The 18,076-nt window shown below is 45.1% G+C and carries 15 protein-coding genes; 12 read left to right on the top strand and 3 right to left on the bottom strand.

All coding sequences use genetic code 11. The features are described 5' to 3' along the window. The first annotated feature begins 126 nt into the window (after positions 1–126). The 7 genes from VFDL14_RS01645 (at position 127) to phnE (VFDL14_RS01675) (ending at position 8,754) form a co-directional block, all read left to right on the top strand. On the top strand, positions 127–2,037 hold the full coding sequence (locus VFDL14_RS01645) for a sensor histidine kinase (RefSeq protein WP_235201781.1): 1,911 nt from the start codon (positions 127–129) through the stop codon (positions 2,035–2,037). After that, a complete protein-coding gene (locus VFDL14_RS01650; RefSeq protein ID WP_032553437.1) occupies positions 2,034–3,386 on the top strand; it encodes a sigma-54-dependent transcriptional regulator in 1,353 nt (450 codons plus the stop codon). Before VFDL14_RS01645 ends, VFDL14_RS01650 begins: the two co-directional genes overlap by 4 nt. A gap of 352 nt (positions 3,387–3,738) precedes the next feature. Further along, positions 3,739–4,959 (top strand): glycerophosphodiester phosphodiesterase family protein, encoded by a 1,221-nt coding sequence (locus VFDL14_RS01655; protein ID WP_032553436.1) that lies wholly within the window; start codon positions 3,739–3,741, stop codon positions 4,957–4,959. A gap of 280 nt (positions 4,960–5,239) precedes the next feature. Further along, positions 5,240–6,280: a phosphate/phosphite/phosphonate ABC transporter substrate-binding protein gene (phnD, locus tag VFDL14_RS01660; RefSeq protein WP_032553435.1), complete on the top strand. Its 1,041-nt coding sequence runs from the start codon at positions 5,240–5,242 to the stop codon at positions 6,278–6,280. 106 nt (positions 6,281–6,386) lie between these two features. Further along, positions 6,387–7,157: a phosphonate ABC transporter ATP-binding protein gene (gene phnC / locus VFDL14_RS01665; RefSeq protein WP_032553434.1), complete on the top strand. Its 771-nt coding sequence runs from the start codon at positions 6,387–6,389 to the stop codon at positions 7,155–7,157. Next, positions 7,145–7,951, top strand: a complete 807-nt coding sequence (phnE, locus tag VFDL14_RS01670) for a phosphonate ABC transporter, permease protein PhnE (RefSeq protein ID WP_032553433.1) — start codon at positions 7,145–7,147, stop codon at positions 7,949–7,951. Before phnC ends, phnE (VFDL14_RS01670) begins: the two co-directional genes overlap by 13 nt. Then, positions 7,951–8,754: a phosphonate ABC transporter, permease protein PhnE gene (gene phnE, locus VFDL14_RS01675; RefSeq protein WP_032553432.1), complete on the top strand. Its 804-nt coding sequence runs from the start codon at positions 7,951–7,953 to the stop codon at positions 8,752–8,754. The genes phnE (VFDL14_RS01670) and phnE (VFDL14_RS01675) overlap by 1 nt, the downstream gene beginning before the upstream one ends. Before the next feature lie 210 nt (positions 8,755–8,964). Here the strand turns inward: phnE (VFDL14_RS01675) and VFDL14_RS24190 are convergent, their stop codons facing one another. Continuing rightward, complete coding sequence (locus tag VFDL14_RS24190; RefSeq protein ID WP_084181929.1) at positions 8,965–9,120, bottom strand: DUF3012 domain-containing protein; 156 nt, start codon at positions 9,118–9,120, stop codon at positions 8,965–8,967. 199 nt (positions 9,121–9,319) lie between these two features. Beyond that, entirely contained in the window at positions 9,320–9,676 is a 357-nt protein-coding gene (hpf, locus tag VFDL14_RS01680) for a ribosome hibernation-promoting factor, HPF/YfiA family (protein ID WP_032553431.1), read from the bottom strand. 416 nt (positions 9,677–10,092) lie between these two features. Here hpf and VFDL14_RS01685 point away from each other — a divergent pair, with 416 nt between their 5' ends. Continuing rightward, the gene (locus VFDL14_RS01685; RefSeq protein WP_050487499.1) at positions 10,093–10,713 is read left to right on the top strand and encodes a hypothetical protein; all 621 of its coding nucleotides are present in this window, start codon (positions 10,093–10,095) and stop codon (positions 10,711–10,713) included. A 405-nt stretch (positions 10,714–11,118) separates the two neighbouring features. Next, positions 11,119–12,531 carry a YfcC family protein gene (locus tag VFDL14_RS01690; protein WP_032553430.1) on the top strand — a complete coding sequence of 471 codons (1,413 nt, stop codon included), beginning with the start codon at positions 11,119–11,121 and terminating at the stop codon, positions 12,529–12,531. A 99-nt stretch (positions 12,532–12,630) separates the two neighbouring features. Here VFDL14_RS01690 and glgC read toward each other — a convergent pair whose 3' ends face one another. Then, positions 12,631–13,848 carry a glucose-1-phosphate adenylyltransferase gene (glgC, locus tag VFDL14_RS01695; protein ID WP_032553429.1) on the bottom strand — a complete coding sequence of 406 codons (1,218 nt, stop codon included), beginning with the start codon at positions 13,846–13,848 and terminating at the stop codon, positions 12,631–12,633. Positions 13,849–14,246: 398 nt separating this feature from the next. On the opposite strand from glgC, the gene ompW reads away from it, so the two are divergent. From ompW to VFDL14_RS01710, 3 genes are all read left to right on the top strand, one after another. Next, positions 14,247–14,876 (top strand): outer membrane protein OmpW, encoded by a 630-nt coding sequence (gene ompW / locus VFDL14_RS01700; protein WP_032553428.1) that lies wholly within the window; start codon positions 14,247–14,249, stop codon positions 14,874–14,876. Between the two features lie 287 nt (positions 14,877–15,163). Further along, entirely contained in the window at positions 15,164–16,909 is a 1,746-nt protein-coding gene (locus tag VFDL14_RS01705) for a choice-of-anchor I family protein (protein ID WP_050487513.1), read from the top strand. 216 nt (positions 16,910–17,125) lie between these two features. After that, positions 17,126–18,058, top strand: a complete 933-nt coding sequence (locus tag VFDL14_RS01710; RefSeq protein WP_032553426.1) for a TAXI family TRAP transporter solute-binding subunit — start codon at positions 17,126–17,128, stop codon at positions 18,056–18,058. Positions 18,059–18,076: the final 18 nt, after the last annotated feature.

Raw genomic sequence — 18,076 nt, 5'->3', positions numbered from 1 at the left:
GCTTATTTAACATCCTAACTCTTTGAATCATTGACGCTTACTGTGAATTTTTCGATAGAAAGAGTAAAGAGTGTGTGTAGTGATTCTTCCCAACTTGTAGACGATGAATTTCGCTTTGAAGCCACGTTGCGGGCGAAGTTTTCACGTCGAAGGTGGTTCAATTGGAAAGGCATTGAACTGCGTTTGGTGTTGGCTTTAGCGATGCTGTCGATGACGACGATCTTTCTTTCGGTCTTTTCTAGCTTCACTTTTGATATTCTCAATCAACGTCTTGTCGAGCTGAAGGAGCAAGAGATCCCTGCTCTCGACAATGCGGCTCGTCTGAATGACAGAGTCAGAGAAGTCATCACAACCTCTTCCCAACTCAGTGGTGCTGAATCCAACCTAGAGCGCCAACAAGCGATGCTGCGAATTGAACAAGCCATTTCGGAGATGAAAGGCATCATGGTTCAATTTCCCGACTACCACTCTTACTTTAAAGATCTGATCTCACAAGTTCACAATAGCTTGAGCTTGCTGTATCAAAGTGAAATAGAGTCGCAGCAGCTTAACAAAGAGTTACGTAACCTGTTAGAAGGTTTCTATCCATTGCTCCAACAAGCCAGTGACGCACTCGATGAGCTCCCTCAATCGAGTAAGCAGCAGATTGATTTCGCCCAATTAAAGGCACTGCTTTACTATCAACTGGGTTTGGTCGAGAAGCTTTACAACGATTCAAGTTTTAATGAGCTGGACTACACTGGATACCGTCTAGAGCAGGTCGGTGAAGAGTGGTGGGGCATTTGGGCGAGTGGCGATCTAAGGAGTGAATTTCCTGAGCTGGATGAACAGTTAATGGTGATCTATAGCTTGGCATCTAGTACAAGCACTCTGTACGAGTTAAAAAATAAGGCGCTCGATCACCGTTATCAAGAGATGTACTTTCTACAAAATAGCCGAGAGCACCTTAACCAGCTCACGGTTCAGATTGAAAGCCACACCAGCAAGGTGAATGGCAATATCGATCAATCCATTCAACAAGCTCAACAGTCTCTGCTTTCAAATCAGCGACTGTCTCTGTTTCTCTCCCTGTTTAGCGTATTAGCCGCAGCGGCGATATCCTGGTTCTATGTTCGAAAGAGTGTTTTAGAGCGCCTCTTGCAACTAAAAGACAACATGTTCGCTATCTCTACTGGGCATCTAGATACCGAAGTCGCGATTCGCGGTCGCGATGAAGTGACGCAAATGGCTAAGTATTTAAGAGTGTTCCAAACCACCGCTAAGGTTGTGAAACAGACCAATCGTAAGCTCGAAGCTGAGGTTATCGAGCGCACTATTGCTGAAGAGAAATTGCGCGTGACCCAAGATGAGCTGATTCAAGCAGGTAAGCTTGCGGCTTTGGGGCAGTTGAGTGTCGGCATTACACATGAAATCAATCAACCTCTGACGGCAGTAAATAGCCATGTTCGCAGTGCACAGTTGTGGCTGGAAAAAGAGCGCCCAGATAAGGCGGCGAACAACCTGCAGAAGATCGAGACATTACTAGAGAAAGTCGCAGCGATTACCCGTCACCTGAAAGCATTTTCGCGTAAGAGCGATGGCAAGCTAACCAGTGTTGTACTGAACGATGTGATTAGCGATGCGATTGACTTGTTTGAGACTCGCCAAAGCGGAGTCAACATTGAGTATTCACCGCATCGGTCTTTGTTGGTTCGAGCCAATAGTATCCGTTTAGAACAAGTCTTGGTGAATCTAATTAGCAATGCGTTAGATGCTATCGAGCACAAAGAACATCCTAAGTTGACCATTTCTACCTCTGAACACCCAGAGACCATCGAAGTATCAGTCAAAGACAACGGTTTAGGTATTCCTCAAGAGGATCTCCCGTACTTGTTTGACCCATTTTATTCACGCAAAAGTTCTGGAAAAGGGCTCGGACTTGGTTTGTCCATTGCTTACAACATCATAAAAGACTTTGGTGGCTCGATTCACGTTGAATCTCAAGAACACCAAGGCACAACTTTCATCGTCACTTTACCAAAAGGCACACACTCATGACCCAAGACAACCACATTATTTTGATTGATGACGAACTGGACGTTGTCGAAGCGGTGAGTGAAATGCTTGAGCTCGAGGGCTTCAACGTCACCAGTTACACCGACCCTAATTTGGCACTCAAGTCGCTGAAAGGAAGCAGCCAATCTGTGGTGTTGAGTGATGTTCGAATGCCGAAAATCGATGGGTTGAGTTTAGTCAGTGCGATTCAACATCGAGCACCGAACGTACAAGTGTTATTGATGAGTGGTCACGGTGACATACCTATGGCGATTGAAGCGATGAAGCTGGGTGCGTTTGATTTCTTAGAAAAACCATTAGATACCAGTGAGTTGGTAGAGAAGCTCAATCTCGCGCTCACACAATGTCAGAGCTACAGCCCTCAAACCTTTGGTGAGAGTGAAGAGAGCGATTTACCAATTGAGTCTGTCGTTATCGGTCAATCAAAGGGCATGGAGAGTATTCGTAAACAGGTTCTCGCCCTAGCACACACAGGTGTGGATACCATAATTAATGGTGAGACGGGGACAGGGAAAGAGGTGATAGCAAGAGCGCTTCATCAATTTAGCCGACGAAAAACCAAACCGTTTGTGGCGATTAACTGTGGCGGTATGACAGAGAGCATCATTGAGAGTGAGTTGTTTGGCCACGAGGCAGGGTCGTTCACCAGCGCCAATAAAAAACGCATTGGCAAAATAGAGCAGGCGAGTGGTGGAACCCTATTCCTTGATGAAATCGAAAGTATGCCTATCGCGGTGCAAATCAAATTGCTGCGAGTGATTCAGGAGCGAACCATTGAGCGTGTTGGCGGCAATGAACTGATCCCTGTTGATATTGTTGTGGTTGCGGCAAGCAAAGCCGATCTCGCTAGCCTGAGTGAATCGGGTGAGTTTAGAGCCGATCTTTTCTATCGCTTGAATATCGCCAGTCTGAATCTGCCGGCTCTACGCCATCGTAAAGAGGACATTCAACTGCTGTTTCGACACTTTGTTGTTCAAGCTAGCCACAAATACAAGACTCGTCCATCGACAATTTATCCTGAGCAGATCCAGCAGTTGTGTCGACATGAGTGGCCGGGCAACGTGCGTGAGCTCCGTAATGTCGCAGACCGTTTTGTACTCGGTATTGTGGGGGATGGTTTTGATCTGCAATCGCCAAGCTGTGAATCGACCAGTGGTGAATTTGCATTTGAGAAACAGATGGAGCAGTACGAGCGTAACGTGTTAACAGAAGCTTTGATAGAGAGCGCTGGCAACATCAATGATGTGTCGAACAAGCTTAACTTGCCGCGTAAAACCTTGTATCGAAAGATGAAAAAGCATCAGCTTGATAAAGAGAGTTTCAAAATATAGTTCGTTCCAAACATAGTTCGTTCCAAATATAGTCAGTGTGAAATGGGATAAAACTGATAAGACAGTAATGACCCATTTAATTAATCAATAAATTAATATCTACTTCAAGTGTTTGTAATATAAGGTTTTTAACATTTGGCACAATGCCTGCAATTACCCATTGCGGCTTATAGCTATTGCGGCTTAAAGCCATTGCGGCTCATAACTAATGTAGCTTAAAGCCGCAGGCAGGCTATCAGTCTCCGTATTGCATGCGTATCTTTTATTGATGAGCGGAAGCGTTAAAGGCGGAGACTGAATGGCCAAATTAAGGAAAGTAAAAAATAATTGCTTGTTGCAAGGAGATACAAACATGAAGCAAATTCTGAAAGGTTCAATTGCTTTAATACTCGGCGTGAGTTCGATGACAGCATGGGCAGCACAAGAGTCTGCCAACCTTGGACCTCGTCCCCTCTTTTTAATCAACAATATGGACGAAGGACCGCTGAAAACTAAGCTATTGAGTTGTAGTGAAGGGCCTTTCCAGCGCAGTGACTTCTCTATTGGTCACCGTGGTGCACCAATGCAGTTCCCTGAACATACTAAAGAGTCTTATCTCGCTGCGATTCAAATGGGTGCTGGCATCTTGGAATGTGATGTGACCTTTACCAAAGACAAAGAACTTGTCTGCCGTCACTCACAAAACGATTTGCACACCACAACGGACGTGTTGGCTCACCCTGAGCTTGCCAAGAAATGTACGGTTCCATTTAAACCAGCTAATCCTGCCTCGGGTGAAGACGCTCAGGTGGAGTGTCGCACGACGGACTTTACCTTAGCGGAGTTTAAGACTCTTAAAGGGAAAATGGACGGCGCGAACCCTAAAGCAACCACGGTTGAAGAGTACATGAATGGCACGCCTGGCTGGAGAACTGATCTTTATAGCCAAAGTGGTACCTTGATGACTCATGCTGAGAGTGCAGCGCTGTTCAAGCAACATGGCGTGAAGGTGACACCGGAGCTGAAATCAGCAGCTGTCGAGATGCCATTCAATGGCTTTAGCCAAGAGATGTATGCTCAAAAGCTGGTGGATGAAGTCAAGGCCGCTGGTTTTGATGCGTCTGAAGCTTACCTACAGTCATTCAACCTGGATGACGTTAAGTACTGGATCAAAGAGAACCCTAAGTTTGGTGAACAAGCGGTGTATCTAGACGATCGAGTGTATGAGCAAGCGGACTTTGTTGCTTCGATTGAGAACATGAAAGAGCTACAAAAAGCGGGTGTAAACATCATCGCACCGCCATTGTTTGCTCTGGTTGAGCTTGATAAAGATAACCAAATCGTTGCGTCTGACTACGCTAAACTGGCGAAGCAAGCTGACTTAGACATCATTGCTTGGACACTCGAGCGTTCAGGTCCACTGGCACAAGGTGGTGGTTGGTATTACCAAAGCGTCAAGCAAGGCATCAACAACGATGGCGATATGATGAAGATGCTAGACGTACTAGCGCAAGACGTTGAAGTGTTGGGTGTATTCAGTGACTGGCCTGCTACAACGACGTACTACGCTAACTGCATGGCACCAAAAGCCTAAGTGAGCCGATGAGATGGGCGGTATGAAGTGAGCTGCCTGTCTCTATGATTGGACATTCTCAATCTGTTTATTAAGAGCCTTCGGGCTCTTTTTTTGGCTTGATAAACGTGGGACAAAAGTGACCCAAATTCATATTAATTGCTTGGACACAAATGACTCAAATCTAATCGCTCAAGATGGGTTTTGTTTTAAGTTATTGAAAATAAATAAAATAATAGTTGGCACAAAGGGTGCAATAAGAGGTTCGACCCTCAACAAAAAGTAAAAGTAAGGTTTGAATATGAAAATCAGTGTTAAAGGACTGTTAATCGCTAGCTCCCTACTACTTCCTTCAATGGCTATGGCAAACGACTGCTCTAGCCGTGGTGTGTTAGACGATCGATACTGTGATGAAAACCAAGATTTAGTGGCAGACTCGCCTAAAAATCCAGATGAGTGGAATGACCCGAGTACGCTCGTGTTTACCTACACTCCTGTAGAAGACCCAGCCTTGTATAAAGATGCATTTGCTGATTTCCAAGCGCACCTAAGTAAGATCACAGGCAAGCGCGTGATTTACTACACTGTGCACTCAAACTCTGCACAAGTGGAAGCGATGCGCTCTGGTCGTCTGCACGTTGCAGGTTTCTCGACAGGTCCAACGGGCTACGCGGTTAACCTAGCGGGTTATGTACCAATCGCCGTGAAAGGTGATGAGTCAGGCTTCCAAGGTTACAACCTAATCACTATCGTGCGTAAAGACAGCGGCATCAAGACGATGGCTGATCTGAAAGGTAAAAAGGTTGCGCATACTTCTGCGTCATCAAACTCTGGCAACCTTGCGCCACGTGCACTTTTCCCTGCCAAAGGCTTAGTACCAGACCAAGACTACAAGGTGCTTTACTCGGGTAAGCATGACCAATCTATTTTGGGTGTATACAACGGAGACTACGATGCAGCACCTGTCGCCTCTGATGTTTACGACCGCATGGTTGCAGCAGGACGCGTAGATGCGTCTGAGCTTAAAATCATCTACCGTAGCCCACGTTTCCCAACGTCAGCATTTGGCTACGCTTACAACCTCAAACCTGAGCTTGTTGACAAGATCAACGAAGCCTTCTTTAGCTACCGCTTTACACCAGAAATGAGCGCAGCATTCAAAGGCGCTGACCGTTTCTCTCCTATCTCTTACAAAGAAGAGTGGGGCGTGATTCGTGACATTGCTCATGCAACCGGTACTGCTTACACCAAAGCGGGTCTGAAAAAGCTTGCGGAAAAAGATGCGGCGAAACGCGCGAAGAAAAAAGCAGCTGAGCTCGCGAAACAAGCAAACAGTCAGTAACTCCTCTCTAATACCCTTTTCACTTATTCACTGAATAAGTTGTTTTAAGTCGATGCCCTCACGGGTAGGGCATCGCTCATTTTAAATTTGCACAAGGAAACGCAGTATGGCCGTAGCTAGCTATGACGGAATTAAGATCAACGACCTGTATCACGAATACGTAGCAGGAAAGCCGATCCTTAAAGGAATTAACATTGATATCGATGAACCAGGGATCATCGCCATCATTGGCCCATCAGGTACGGGTAAAAGTACACTGCTTCGTTGTATCAACCGTCTAAATGATCCAAGTAAGGGTGAGATTATCTTTGATGGTTCTGACCTGACAAAACTGCAGGGACAAGCGCTGCGTAAACAGCGTCGTCACATTGGTATGGTTTTTCAAGAGTACAACCTAGTAGAACGATTGACTGTTATTGAGAACGTGCTGAGTGGCCGCTTAGGCTACATGACGGCTTGGAATGCGTGGCGTCGTAACTACTCTTCACAAGACCTTGCAAAAGCCTTCGAACTACTAGAATTTGTTGGCCTTCAAGACTTCGCTAATCAGCGTGCAGACAGCTTATCTGGTGGTCAAAGACAGCGTGTGGGTATCGCTCGTGCTGTTATGCAAGACCCATACATCTTATTGGCTGATGAACCAACGTCATCTCTTGACCCTAAAACAGCGGTAGAAATCATGGAGTTGATGGAAACCTTCGCTGAACAGAAAAACATCCCGGTACTAGTCAACATTCACGATGTGAGCCTAGCAAAGCGCTACGCAAAACGCATCATAGGTATGTGTAATGGTAAGGTGCATTACGATGGCAGCCCTGAAGGTATCTCAGAAGATGACCTTAAGATCATCTACGGAGGTGAGTCATGGCTGGATTAACCACAAACTCATCGACATCGCAGACTCAATATCAGAATCCGTTTAAGGCATCGTGGACAAACCGTGCGATTGTGGTAGCGATCGTCGCTTACCTTTTCTATAGTTTTTCGACCTTGGGGTTGACCATTGACCGACTAATTATCGGTTTTGGCGAGAGTGAGCGTTTACTATCGCGCATGTTTCCGCCCGATTTTTCACGCACTAACTTACTGTTAAGTGGGCTGGCAGAGAGCTTGCAGATAGCGATTATTTCGAGCTTCTTCGGCATCGTTATCTCTCTATTCTTGGGCTTATTAGCCGCAAGAAACATGATGCCATCGATTGTGTCGACCCCAGTTCGTGGCTTTATCGCTCTGTGTCGTTCTTTTCACCCAGTAATCATTGCGATTCTATTTGTAAAAGCGGTGGGTTTCGGTGCACTAGCAGGGATCTTGACTCTCGTGTTCGCTTCCATTGGCTTTATCGCTAAGTTATTTGCAGAAGCAATTGAAGAGATCTCTTTCAAACCAGTAGAAGCCATTAAAGCGACTGGGGCGAGCTTTGTGAGCGTGATTCTGTACGCGGTAATGCCGCAAGTGTTCACTCGCTTTATCGGCTTTGCTAGCTACCAGCTCGACTCGAACTTACGTAACTCGACCATGGTTGGTATCGTTGGTGCGGGTGGCCTGGGTGGCACACTGTTCTCGGCATTCCAGCGCTTCGATTACGATTTTGTCGCGGCTATTTTGATCACCATTATCGCTTTGATTCTTGTAGGTGAGTTTCTTTCCAATATCGTTAGGAGAATTTTCTGATGACAACAGCATCTATTGATAGAGAGTGGCAGCGATTTACTCCTAATGAGCGCATCGCTCGATTTGCCATTTATCTGAGTTTGGTGAGCGCGATTGTGTGGTCTTGGCAAACAGTGGAAGTGATTCCTGAGTTTTTGTATGACGCGCCTGCGCAGTTTGCGGATATGTTTCAACGCATGCTGCCGATGGATTATGGGTTTTATCCAACCACCATTCATGACGCGATGATCGAGACGCTGCACATCGCAACGCTCGGCACGCTGTTTACTCTTATTTTTGCGATACCTTTAGCGCTGTTGAATGCGCCAAATATTACGCCAAACAAAAGCTTGAATTGGATTGCTCAGTTCTTTCTAGTGTCGTCACGCTCAGTGAACTCATTAGTTTGGGCTCTGCTATTCATCGCCCTGTTTGGCCCCGGTGTTCTTGCAGGCATTATGGCAATTGCCGTCCGCAGTGTAGGCTTTGTAGGGAAGCTGTTAGCGGAAGCCATTGCCGAAGTGAACATGGGGCCAATTGAAGCCTTACGTGCAACTGGCGCGTCTTGGATGAGTGTTCTATTAAAAGGCTATTGGCCACAAGTCATGCCCGCTTTCTACTCGATTGTTCTGTTCCGTTGGGATATTAATGTTCGTGAATCTGCCGTGCTTGGCTTGGTAGGTGCGGGTGGTATCGGTGTGGTACTGAATGATGCTCAAAACTTGTTTGAGTGGCAGAAGGTATCAATGGTACTGGTGAGTATTTTTGCGGTCGTGATTATCGCGGAAGCAGTCGTGATTCATATTCGTAACAAACTGATCTAATGACGTATTCCCTAACGTAAAACTGTGTGATTGAGAGCTTTTGTCTAGCATTATTAAGCTCAAACGACCCTAGGAGTCTCGGTCTTCCTAGGGTCGTTTTTTTAGATTCATTTTCAGCGTTTTGTCCGTTCTGCTAGCTTTGTTCGAGTGCGATAAGCTTTGGTTTAGTAAGATAAGCTTTAATGCAATCAGCTATCCTGATGACTGGGATTAGAATACGCAGTGCTTAGCAAAGTCTCCGGCTTCGTTTGCAGTCCAGTCGCCTTTTGGATTCTCTTTCATATCGGTACACCAAGCTTCACTGCCGACCTCTGTACAGGCCATCAGTTGGCTTGCTAAGAAAAGTACCAGTGCGATCTTTTTCATAATAAACATCCTTTTATTGCATTGTTCCATAACGATAGTGGATTCCATACTACTTGCAATTTGTGATATCACCAACACTTTGTATGGTTTAAATTTTTGAGGCTATTTTCTTTCTCGATCAAAAAAGCCAGCACGTTGGCTGGCTCTTAATATTCTGTTTTCCTTATCCATTCACCTTATAAGATGAAAGAGTGCCGAGTTAAACTAGCTTCATCTCTTGAATGATGTCAGACGCGATTTCTGGCTTAGTGCTGGTCGGTTTAGCGTGAAGATCGGCTTTCAATTGCCCTTTTCTGTTACTCAGACCTGCTTCAAGTTTCTTGATTGCTGCGGCTACGGCAGGATACATAATATCGTCTGTCGCTTTGGCTGTTACACGCACACCTTCGTAATTTGTGAATACCTCAACTTGATGTTGGTTGTGCTCTTTAGTGATGATGATGTCGCAGCTGATCAGTGATGGAAAGTGGTTAGCAATCTTATCGAACTTGCCTTCGATGTCTTTGCGTGAGTCGTCGTTAATTGATACGTGATGTGTTTGAACGTTTACTTTCATAAATCATACCTTTCCAATGACTGTGTCATTTAAACGTAGCAAACATCCGTTAGATTAACCAACAGCGGAAATACACATGTGTGATTGAGTTCAGTGTTATCAAATAATCTGTTGTTTGGCTCTTGAAACTCACCAAAACCGTGCGCATATTATGTCTCGTGATTTTGATACATGTTTAATTTTGCATCATGCCTGACGAATTACTCTAATTTGGTTCTCTGCCGCAGTAATTTATCCCTTCAAGCTAATTACTCTCAATATTAGTCACTTTTTATACAACTGCTTACTTTGCTCTTATTTCGAGCTCGAAAACCTTCAATCAATATCACAGCTCTTGATATTTCCCTCAGCAATCTGTTGACTCGTACTTTATGCGGTTTATCTTAGGCGCACTGTTCATTAAGGATCTTCTGACTATGTCTATGCCGTTAAAACTTGCTGCACTCGCAGCTTCTATGTCCGTGTCATTTAATCTGTTTGCTGCCCCAGTAGAATTTCAGGCAATCCCTGAAATCATGCAAAAGTTTGATACTGCTGAGTTGTACGTGAAAAAATCTGTCACCCTAGGTCGCTTACCTGCGGAGTCTGAAATCGGCGCGGATTTCCCGACTTATGTGTCAGACGGTAAGGGAGGTTATAGCTTGGAAACCAATAATGTCATGACAGATGGTGTTGTGATTGCAAGTATGCCTAAGCCGATTGTGGGCGATGTTTATAATCAATGGTTGGTGCCAAAAGAGACTTGGGTAAGCAGCTATGGTGAACTGCCAACTTCAACCACAGAATTTAAGCCATTCAAGCGTATTAAAACCATCAAAGCGATTAAAATAGATACCGAGATGCTAAAGCTAATGGGCAGTGAAGATGGCAAAACAGCGATCATCAAAGTGAGCTGGGATGATAAAGGCATGAAGGTGTATAGGGATGGTTTCCTAGCCGATTACGAATATGGAATCGCACCTCATGAAATGGCAGAGAATTATGAATTGGTAAAGAGCGACGAATTGGTAGAGAGCGATGAACTAGCGCCGAAATAAAAGAGATTTCCTCTACTTTGAAGCCTCGCTCTAGCGGGGCTTTTTTGTATCGAGATAAAAGTTAGATGTATATCACATTTTCACCCAATTTTACCGCTCGCTATGCTATTATACGCCGCTTGTCTTTGTAATTGATAAAATACGCATTACCTACGCGGTCAATTCCGCCTTTACGGGTAATGTCCTCACTCGGTTTAGCGATTAGGCTGAACATCTGCATTCTGCTCGGACGCAAGAAAGTAGCTCAGACTACTTCATTCATGTGCATTGAGAGCCCCATCTATCAAAGACCTTTATTAAACACCCCGCATTAGCGCTAACTTTGTTGGCGTGAAGGGTTTTGTTTTTCCAAAAAATAATCCTTGCTGCTAGGCGTTGCTAGTAGCTGACAAGTAAGGAGCTTATATGACATCTACGGTATCTTCATCCGTACCTGTATCTGCTGATGAAAAAGAGGTAAACCACCCGTTTCTCTCTCTGGTCATCATGGTTATCGTTGCAGCGATTGCAACCTACTTTGTCCCAGCAGGTGAATTTGAACGTGTAGTAATGAACGGTCGAACGGTCATCGACCCAGATAGCTATACACTACTTAGCAGTAACCCAACGACATTAGCCTCATTTTTTGAATCTTTTTTTAAAGGCTTCAAGTCTGCCTCTGGCGTAATGGGCGTTGTAGTATTTGTGGGTGGTGCCTTCGGTATCATCAAGCATATGGGTTTACTCGATGCATCCGTTGTTGCGTTAACCAGTAAGTTGAAAAAGCAGGGTTTGTACGTGATCGCGCCAGTGATCATGACCGCGATCTTTTTCAATGTGACCTTCACAGGTATGCGTGAGCTTGATGTTATCTTCATCTCATTAATGATCCCTATCTGTATCAAGCTTGGCTATGATGCGATTACAGCACTTGGCGTGGTTCTTTTGGCAAGCTGTGCAGGCTTTGCTGCAGCATTAGCGAATCCATTCTTTACTGGCATCGCACATACGATTGCGGAGCTGCCAATGTACTCAGGTATGTGGTACCGCTTTATTGTCGGTATGTTTATGCTCCTTACAGGCGCTTGGTATGTTTTGAACTACGCACGTAAGGTAAAGCAAGACCCAACCAAAGGGCTACTGCATGGTACGGGTTACCACTACGAGTCTAACGTTGAAGCGAAAACCCTAACTACGCGCGAAAAGCTGGCGGGTGTGGCATTCCTTGGCGTGTTTGCGTATATGATTTTCGGTACGCTGACGATGGGCTTTGGCTTTACTGAAATTGCGGGTGCTTTTGTCGCAATGGCGATTATTCCGGGTTTGGTTGCTGGCCTTTCGCCGAATAAGATCTGTGAATATTGGACACGCGGTGTTAGCGATGTTCTGGTTGCAGTGTTGATCATCTTCTTTGCTCGTTCGGTGTTGACGATCATGGAAGACGCTAAGATTGTGGATTCTATTATCTACTATCTAGCGCAAATCATCTCGGGTAGCTCGAAGCTGGTGGCGGCCGCAGGTATCTACTTTTCACAAGCAGTGATCAACCTGTTCATCCCATCGGGCAGTGGTCAGGCTGTGATTACCATGCCAATCATTATCCCTCTAGCGGATATTGGTGAGGTAACACGTCAAGTGGCGGCACTTGCTTCTCAATTAGGTGATGGTATCTCGAACTACATCTACCCAACCAACGGCGGCTTGCTGGCTGTATTGGCGATTGCAAAAGTACCTTACTCGAAGTGGGTTCGTTTCTTCCTACCGTTGTTCTTATTCTGGTCGGTAGGTGCTCTGATTTCAGTGGTTATCGCTCAGATGATTGAATTGGGGCCGTTCTGATCGGGTCTGATTTGATAGACAAAAGGCAGCTTAATCGCTGCCTTTTTCGTGTTTGGAGTGCTCAGTTTACATTTTAAGATCTGGTCAAGACGTTAAGAGCTAGTCAAAACGATACGAAGAAGGCACTACAATCACACCCTCTTTTGAAATATGGAATCGCTCAGCATCGGCTTTGCTATCGACGCCAATTACGGTTCCAGCGGGCACCTTCACATGCTTGTCAATAATACAATTTTGAATATGGCAGTTCTTACCAATTTCCACATTCTCAAACAGGATGCTATCGATAACAATGGCCGCATTCTCGACTTTCACCTTTGGAAAGAAGATAGAGTTCTGAGCAGACCCTCCTTCAATTACCACACCATTGGCAATCATTGAGTTGATAAAGATGCCTTGGTTGCCCTCGACAGAAGCTATGGTTCGAGCTGGGGGAAGCTGCGGTTCATAGGTTCGAATCGCCCAATCCGGTTGGTAAAGATCGATTGGGGATACTGGCTTAAGTAAATCCATATTGGATTGGTAGTAGGAGTCAATTGTGCCGACATCTCTCCAGTAAGCGTCTTGAGTAACTCGACCCTCTTCGCTACCAAATTTATAAGCATAAACACTCTGATTGTTCACTAGTTTCGGGATGATATCTTTACCAAAGTCGTGGCTCGAATTTGGATCTTCAGCATCGTCTAATAGGGCGCGAGTCAGTACCTCTTTATCAAAGATGTAGATCCCCATCGAAGCCATACTTCTTGTCGGCCTACCCGGAACACAGGCTGGGTATCTTGGTTTTTCGGTGAAGTTTTGGATCTGATGAGACTCGTCAATCTCCATCACCCCAAATTCTTTCGCTTCATCAATCGACACTTCCATACACGCTACCGTTAGATCCGCTTCGGTCTGCTTGTGCTGCTTTAACATCGGCGCATAGTCCATGCGGTAGATATGATCACCAGATAGAACCACGACGTGTTTCGCTTCACTGCGAGAGAGTAGGTACAAGTTTTGATAGATGGCATCAGCCGTGCCGCTGTACCAGCTGTCTCCGGTGCGCATTTGAGGAGGAACATTGGTGATGAACTCGCCAAGCTCTGGGTTGAGCACCGACCAACCATCACGCAGGTGTTTCTGTAGAGAGTGGGACTTATATTGAGTCAACACCAGTATTTGTCGCAAACCAGAATGTAAACAGTTTGCTAACGTGAAGTCGATGATTCGATATTTGCCACCAAATGGGACGGCGGGCTTAGCGCGGTTGTCTGTTAGTGGGGAAAGCCGAGAACCTACGCCGCCTGCGAGGACGATAGTTAGAGTGTCTTGCATGTCAGAACCTCAATGTATTTATGATTATGCCAAGACTATTGCAAGCATTGCGCCATATGTAAGTTGTTGAATTTTAGAGGTGAAATCAGGTTGGTAGGGTTTTGTGCACCAATACGGAACAGGTGATGATAGCAAGGTGTGTTTTAGCACCAATATGGTGCGTAGGTCTAGCGCGCATAATTGATTAACAAAATGACGCACGGGAAAGTTGCATTACAAAAGTGTCAATAAATTGGGTGAATAGAGTGATCGAGGTTAAATAAATTTATATAAATACTCATAACTTTTCACAAATTGATTTCCATCAATAATGTGGGGTTATTGTGTGATACCTTGCACGCAAAATAAGAAATGATTACTGACTCATCAATAAGTAAGCCCTACAAAAGGAAATAATAATGAAAAAAACAGTATGTGGTATTGCGGTTCTTTCTGCCCTTATGTCTGCTAACGTTCTTGCTCACAGCGAAGGCGATTTCATCGTTCGTGTTGGAGCTGCAACGGTATCTCCAAACGAGAGCAGTGGTGCTGTAGCTGACAACCCAAGCATCGAGTTTGGTGTTGATTCGGATACTCAGCTTGGCCTAACGCTTGGTTACATGTTTACTGATAACATCAGCTTCGAAGTACTAGCAGCAACACCGTTCTCTCACAATATTTCTGCGACTGGTCTTGGTGAAATCGCTGATACTAAGCACCTTCCACCTACGTTCATGGTTCAATACTACTTTGGTACTGCAGAGAGCGATTTCCGTCCATACGTGGGTGCGGGTATCAACTACACAGTATTCTTCGATGAAGGTTCTAAAATTGCTGGCCTAAGCGATGTATCTTTGGACGACTCTTGGGGTCTAGCAGCAAACGTGGGTATGGACTACATGATCAATGATGACTGGTTCCTAAACGCTTCTGTATGGTACGCAGACATTGATACAACAGCTAAATACAACCTAGGTGGTACAAATTACTCTACTGATGTAGATATCGACCCATGGGTATTCATGATCGGTGGTGGTTACAAATTCTAATTTGACGCGCTTTTAAGCCGTTCTAATTAGTCCATCGCCCTAACTTTAAGCGCTCAAGCACCAGCCAGCTTGGGCGTTTTTTTGTTTGGTGGCTACTGAATAAATATATAACTGATCTATCAATGTAACCTTTTGGTAACCTCGCTGTCTGCGTTCTGTCATACAAGCCCTCTAGCATTGCGATTCTCGCTCATGGAGGATATATGAAAAAGCACGTGTCAAAACTCACTGGATTTAATCTCAATACCACTCAACTTTTCACTTCGATTTCTGTTTCGCTTGCGCTGATGGGCTGTTCGCAACCAACCCCAAACCAAGATGCTGCCTTCTCGGCGCCTACTTCTTTTGGTTATCAGTGCCAGACTCCGACGTCACCAACTTCGTCTTCGGCTGAAGTGACTGGACTTCGCCTTATCGGAACGTCAGTTGCCAATGCTCCTTTTGACACGTCTGCGGCTGAGATTGTGAGCTACGATGCGTGTACCGATAAGTTGTACGTTGTAAATGCACAAGCGAAAAAGGTTGATGTACTCGCGTTAGATGACAGTGGTAAACCGACCAGCGAGGGTTCGATAGATCTACAGTCAGCTGCTCAGGCTTCTGGTATCAATATTGGAGCAGCAAACAGTGTCTCTACACACAACGGTTTAGTTGCGGTTGCTATCGAAAACGCGGACAAGCAGGCAAATGGCTTAGTCGCACTTTATCGCTCAGATACGTTGGAACTTATTACTACATACGGTACCGGCGCCTTGCCTGACATGGTCAGCTTTTCAAAAGATGGTCGTTACATCGCAACCGCTAACGAAGGCGAGCCGAACGCGGATTACACCATCGACCCTGAGGGCAGCGTGACGCTTATCGATCTGCTTAACGGCCCACAAGGTGCAGTGGTTACGCAGATTGATTTCAAAGCGTTTAACCAAGGACAAGCGCGCCATGGCGAACTGAGTGACAAGGTCCGTATCTCTACCCCGAATGCGACCGTAGCTCAAGACCTTGAACCGGAATACCTGACTTTCTCTGACAACGGCAAGCTTTATGTTGCGCTACAAGAGAACAACGCACTAGCTGCGATCGACGTTGAATCTGCAAGCGTTGATGCCATCTTCGGACTGGGCGGCAAGTCATGGGCTGAATTTGAGCTTGATGCTTCGAATAAAGACAAGAAACTCGGTCACTTCAAAAGCTATGAGATGCTAGAAGGTTTGTACATGCCTGACAGCATTGCGAGTTACAGCGTGAATGGTGAAACTTACATCCTGACCGCCAATGAAGGGGATGGTCGAGAATACGGCATCGATACGACACAAAAAATGTGTGATGAGCTTGGCTACAAATGGGATGGTGATGACTACCAAGGCACTGCCGAGTATACGACTGAAGAAGACTTTTGTATCGCTTATGTGGATGAAGTTCGTGGTAAAAAGCTGGATGTTGCTGATGACCACCCGTTGGCCGATGCACTTAAAGACAATAAACAACTGGCTCGTCTAAAAGTGATCAAACCGCAACAAACATTACAAGCTGATCAAAAAGTTCAAGCGTTTGGTTCTCGTTCATTCTCTATCTGGAATGAAGCTGGCGAGTTGGTCTTTGATAGCGGTGACGACTTTGCGAAAATTGTTTATCAACAGCAACCAGAACACTTCAATAGTACCAATGACAACAACATGAGTGGCGATGATCGCAGTGATGATAAAGGTGTTGAGCCTGAAGCCATTGAAGTGGCTAACATCAACGGTAAGCACTATGCCTTTATCGGCCTAGAGCGTCATGGCGGTATCATGGTTTACGACGTTACCGACCCGAAAGAGAGTCGCTTCATTAGTTACCTCAACAATCGCGATTTCTCACAACCGGTATGTACCGAGGTTGATGAAGATGGTGATTGTGACAACGACACTTATAACTCGAAGGCTGGGGATTTAGGTCCTGAGTCCATCAAGTATTTCAGTCGTTCAGGCCAACATTTCATTGCAGTTGGTAACGAAGTGAGTGGTACAACATCGGTATTTCAAATTGAGTTTTAATCTCAACTTATAATATTTGTTGAAAATAAAAGGGTGAGCTTAGGCTTGCCCTTTTTTTATTGATAAGTGATCAATTTAACACTTGTTTCACATTTGCACTGTAATTTATTGCACAATATTCGGTCGCAGAGTAATGTTTTAAACGGTTCAAAAAACGATCAGTAAATAAAATCTGTAGCTAGGTTTAGATCTAATTACGGTTTAATAATCAAGGAGATGATTGTGCTTAAACGTAATTTATTAGTGGCTTTATTCGCGATTCTGCCTGCAATGGCAAGTGCCGAAAACTACTCAATCGGTACCGGTGGTCAAAGTGGTATCTACTATCCATTCGGTGGTGCGCTGGCTAAAGTTTGGTCTGAAAATGTGCCAGATGTGAATGCTAAAGCGGAAGTCACCGCAGCTTCAGTCGAGAATACGATTAAGGTAGTTCGTGGCGATATGATCGCAGGTATCGCTATGGGTAACGTTGTTCTTGATGCATACAACGGCGAAGGTAAGTTCCCGAAAAAAATGCCAGTGAAAACACTGTTTGCTCTATACCCAAACCTAGTGCACACCATTACTCTTAAAGATTCGGGTATTGACTCTCTATCACAACTAAAAGGTAAGCGCGTTTCTTTAGGCGCACCTGCAAGTGGTACGGCGGTAACGTCGGCAGCGCTGCTTGAGTCAATGGGCATTGACGTTAAAAAAGACATCGATGCGGTTTACTTAAATTACTCAGAAACAACTAACGCGTTGGCGAATGGTCAAATTGATGTTGGCTTTATTGTTGGTGGCCAAGGCGTAGGTGCGGTGACTCAGATTGCTCTGACTCATGACATTAAGGTGCTGTCTATCTCGGACGAAGAGAGTGCAAACTTCATGAAGCAGTACCCAGCTTACAGCGCTTATGACATTCCAGCGGGTGTTTACAATAAGGTTGACCCTGTATCAACGCTTAGCGTGTGGAATGTGTTGGTGGTTAACGCGAACATGAGCGACGACATGGCGTACAACCTAACTAAGGCTGCATTTGAGAACATTGGTGACATTCGTAAAGTGGTAAAAATGGCAGAAATGACAACACCAGAGAATGCATCTCGACTACAAGGCGTACCACTACATGCTGGTGCTCAAAAGTACCTAGATTCGGTTAGCAAGTAACTGATCTACCTCAGGGTA

Source organism: Vibrio fortis (genome assembly GCF_000695685.1).
Taxonomy (GTDB): domain Bacteria; phylum Pseudomonadota; class Gammaproteobacteria; order Enterobacterales; family Vibrionaceae; genus Vibrio; species Vibrio fortis_A.
This window is presented reverse-complemented; position numbering and strand designations above follow the sequence as displayed.

Bases quoted from the DNA above. Each gene is read 5' to 3' on its own strand.
- phnD (WP_032553435.1), top strand. From the start codon at position 5,240: ATGAAAATCAGTGTTAAAGGACTGTTAATCGCTAGCTCCCTACTACTT.
- hpf (WP_032553431.1), bottom strand. From the start codon at position 9,676: ATGAAAGTAAACGTTCAAACACATCACGTATCAATTAACGACGACTCA.
- ompW (WP_032553428.1), top strand. From the start codon at position 14,247: ATGAAAAAAACAGTATGTGGTATTGCGGTTCTTTCTGCCCTTATGTCT.
- phnE (WP_032553432.1), top strand. From the start codon at position 7,951: ATGACAACAGCATCTATTGATAGAGAGTGGCAGCGATTTACTCCTAAT.
- VFDL14_RS01685 (WP_050487499.1), top strand. From the start codon at position 10,093: ATGTCTATGCCGTTAAAACTTGCTGCACTCGCAGCTTCTATGTCCGTG.
- VFDL14_RS24190 (WP_084181929.1), bottom strand. From the start codon at position 9,120: ATGAAAAAGATCGCACTGGTACTTTTCTTAGCAAGCCAACTGATGGCC.
- phnE (WP_032553433.1), top strand. From the start codon at position 7,145: ATGGCTGGATTAACCACAAACTCATCGACATCGCAGACTCAATATCAG.
- VFDL14_RS01705 (WP_050487513.1), top strand. From the start codon at position 15,164: ATGGGCTGTTCGCAACCAACCCCAAACCAAGATGCTGCCTTCTCGGCG.
- VFDL14_RS01690 (WP_032553430.1), top strand. From the start codon at position 11,119: ATGACATCTACGGTATCTTCATCCGTACCTGTATCTGCTGATGAAAAA.
- VFDL14_RS01650 (WP_032553437.1), top strand. From the start codon at position 2,034: ATGACCCAAGACAACCACATTATTTTGATTGATGACGAACTGGACGTT.
- VFDL14_RS01710 (WP_032553426.1), top strand. From the start codon at position 17,126: ATGATTGTGCTTAAACGTAATTTATTAGTGGCTTTATTCGCGATTCTG.
- glgC (WP_032553429.1), bottom strand. From the start codon at position 13,848: ATGCAAGACACTCTAACTATCGTCCTCGCAGGCGGCGTAGGTTCTCGG.
- VFDL14_RS01655 (WP_032553436.1), top strand. From the start codon at position 3,739: ATGAAGCAAATTCTGAAAGGTTCAATTGCTTTAATACTCGGCGTGAGT.
- phnC (WP_032553434.1), top strand. From the start codon at position 6,387: ATGGCCGTAGCTAGCTATGACGGAATTAAGATCAACGACCTGTATCAC.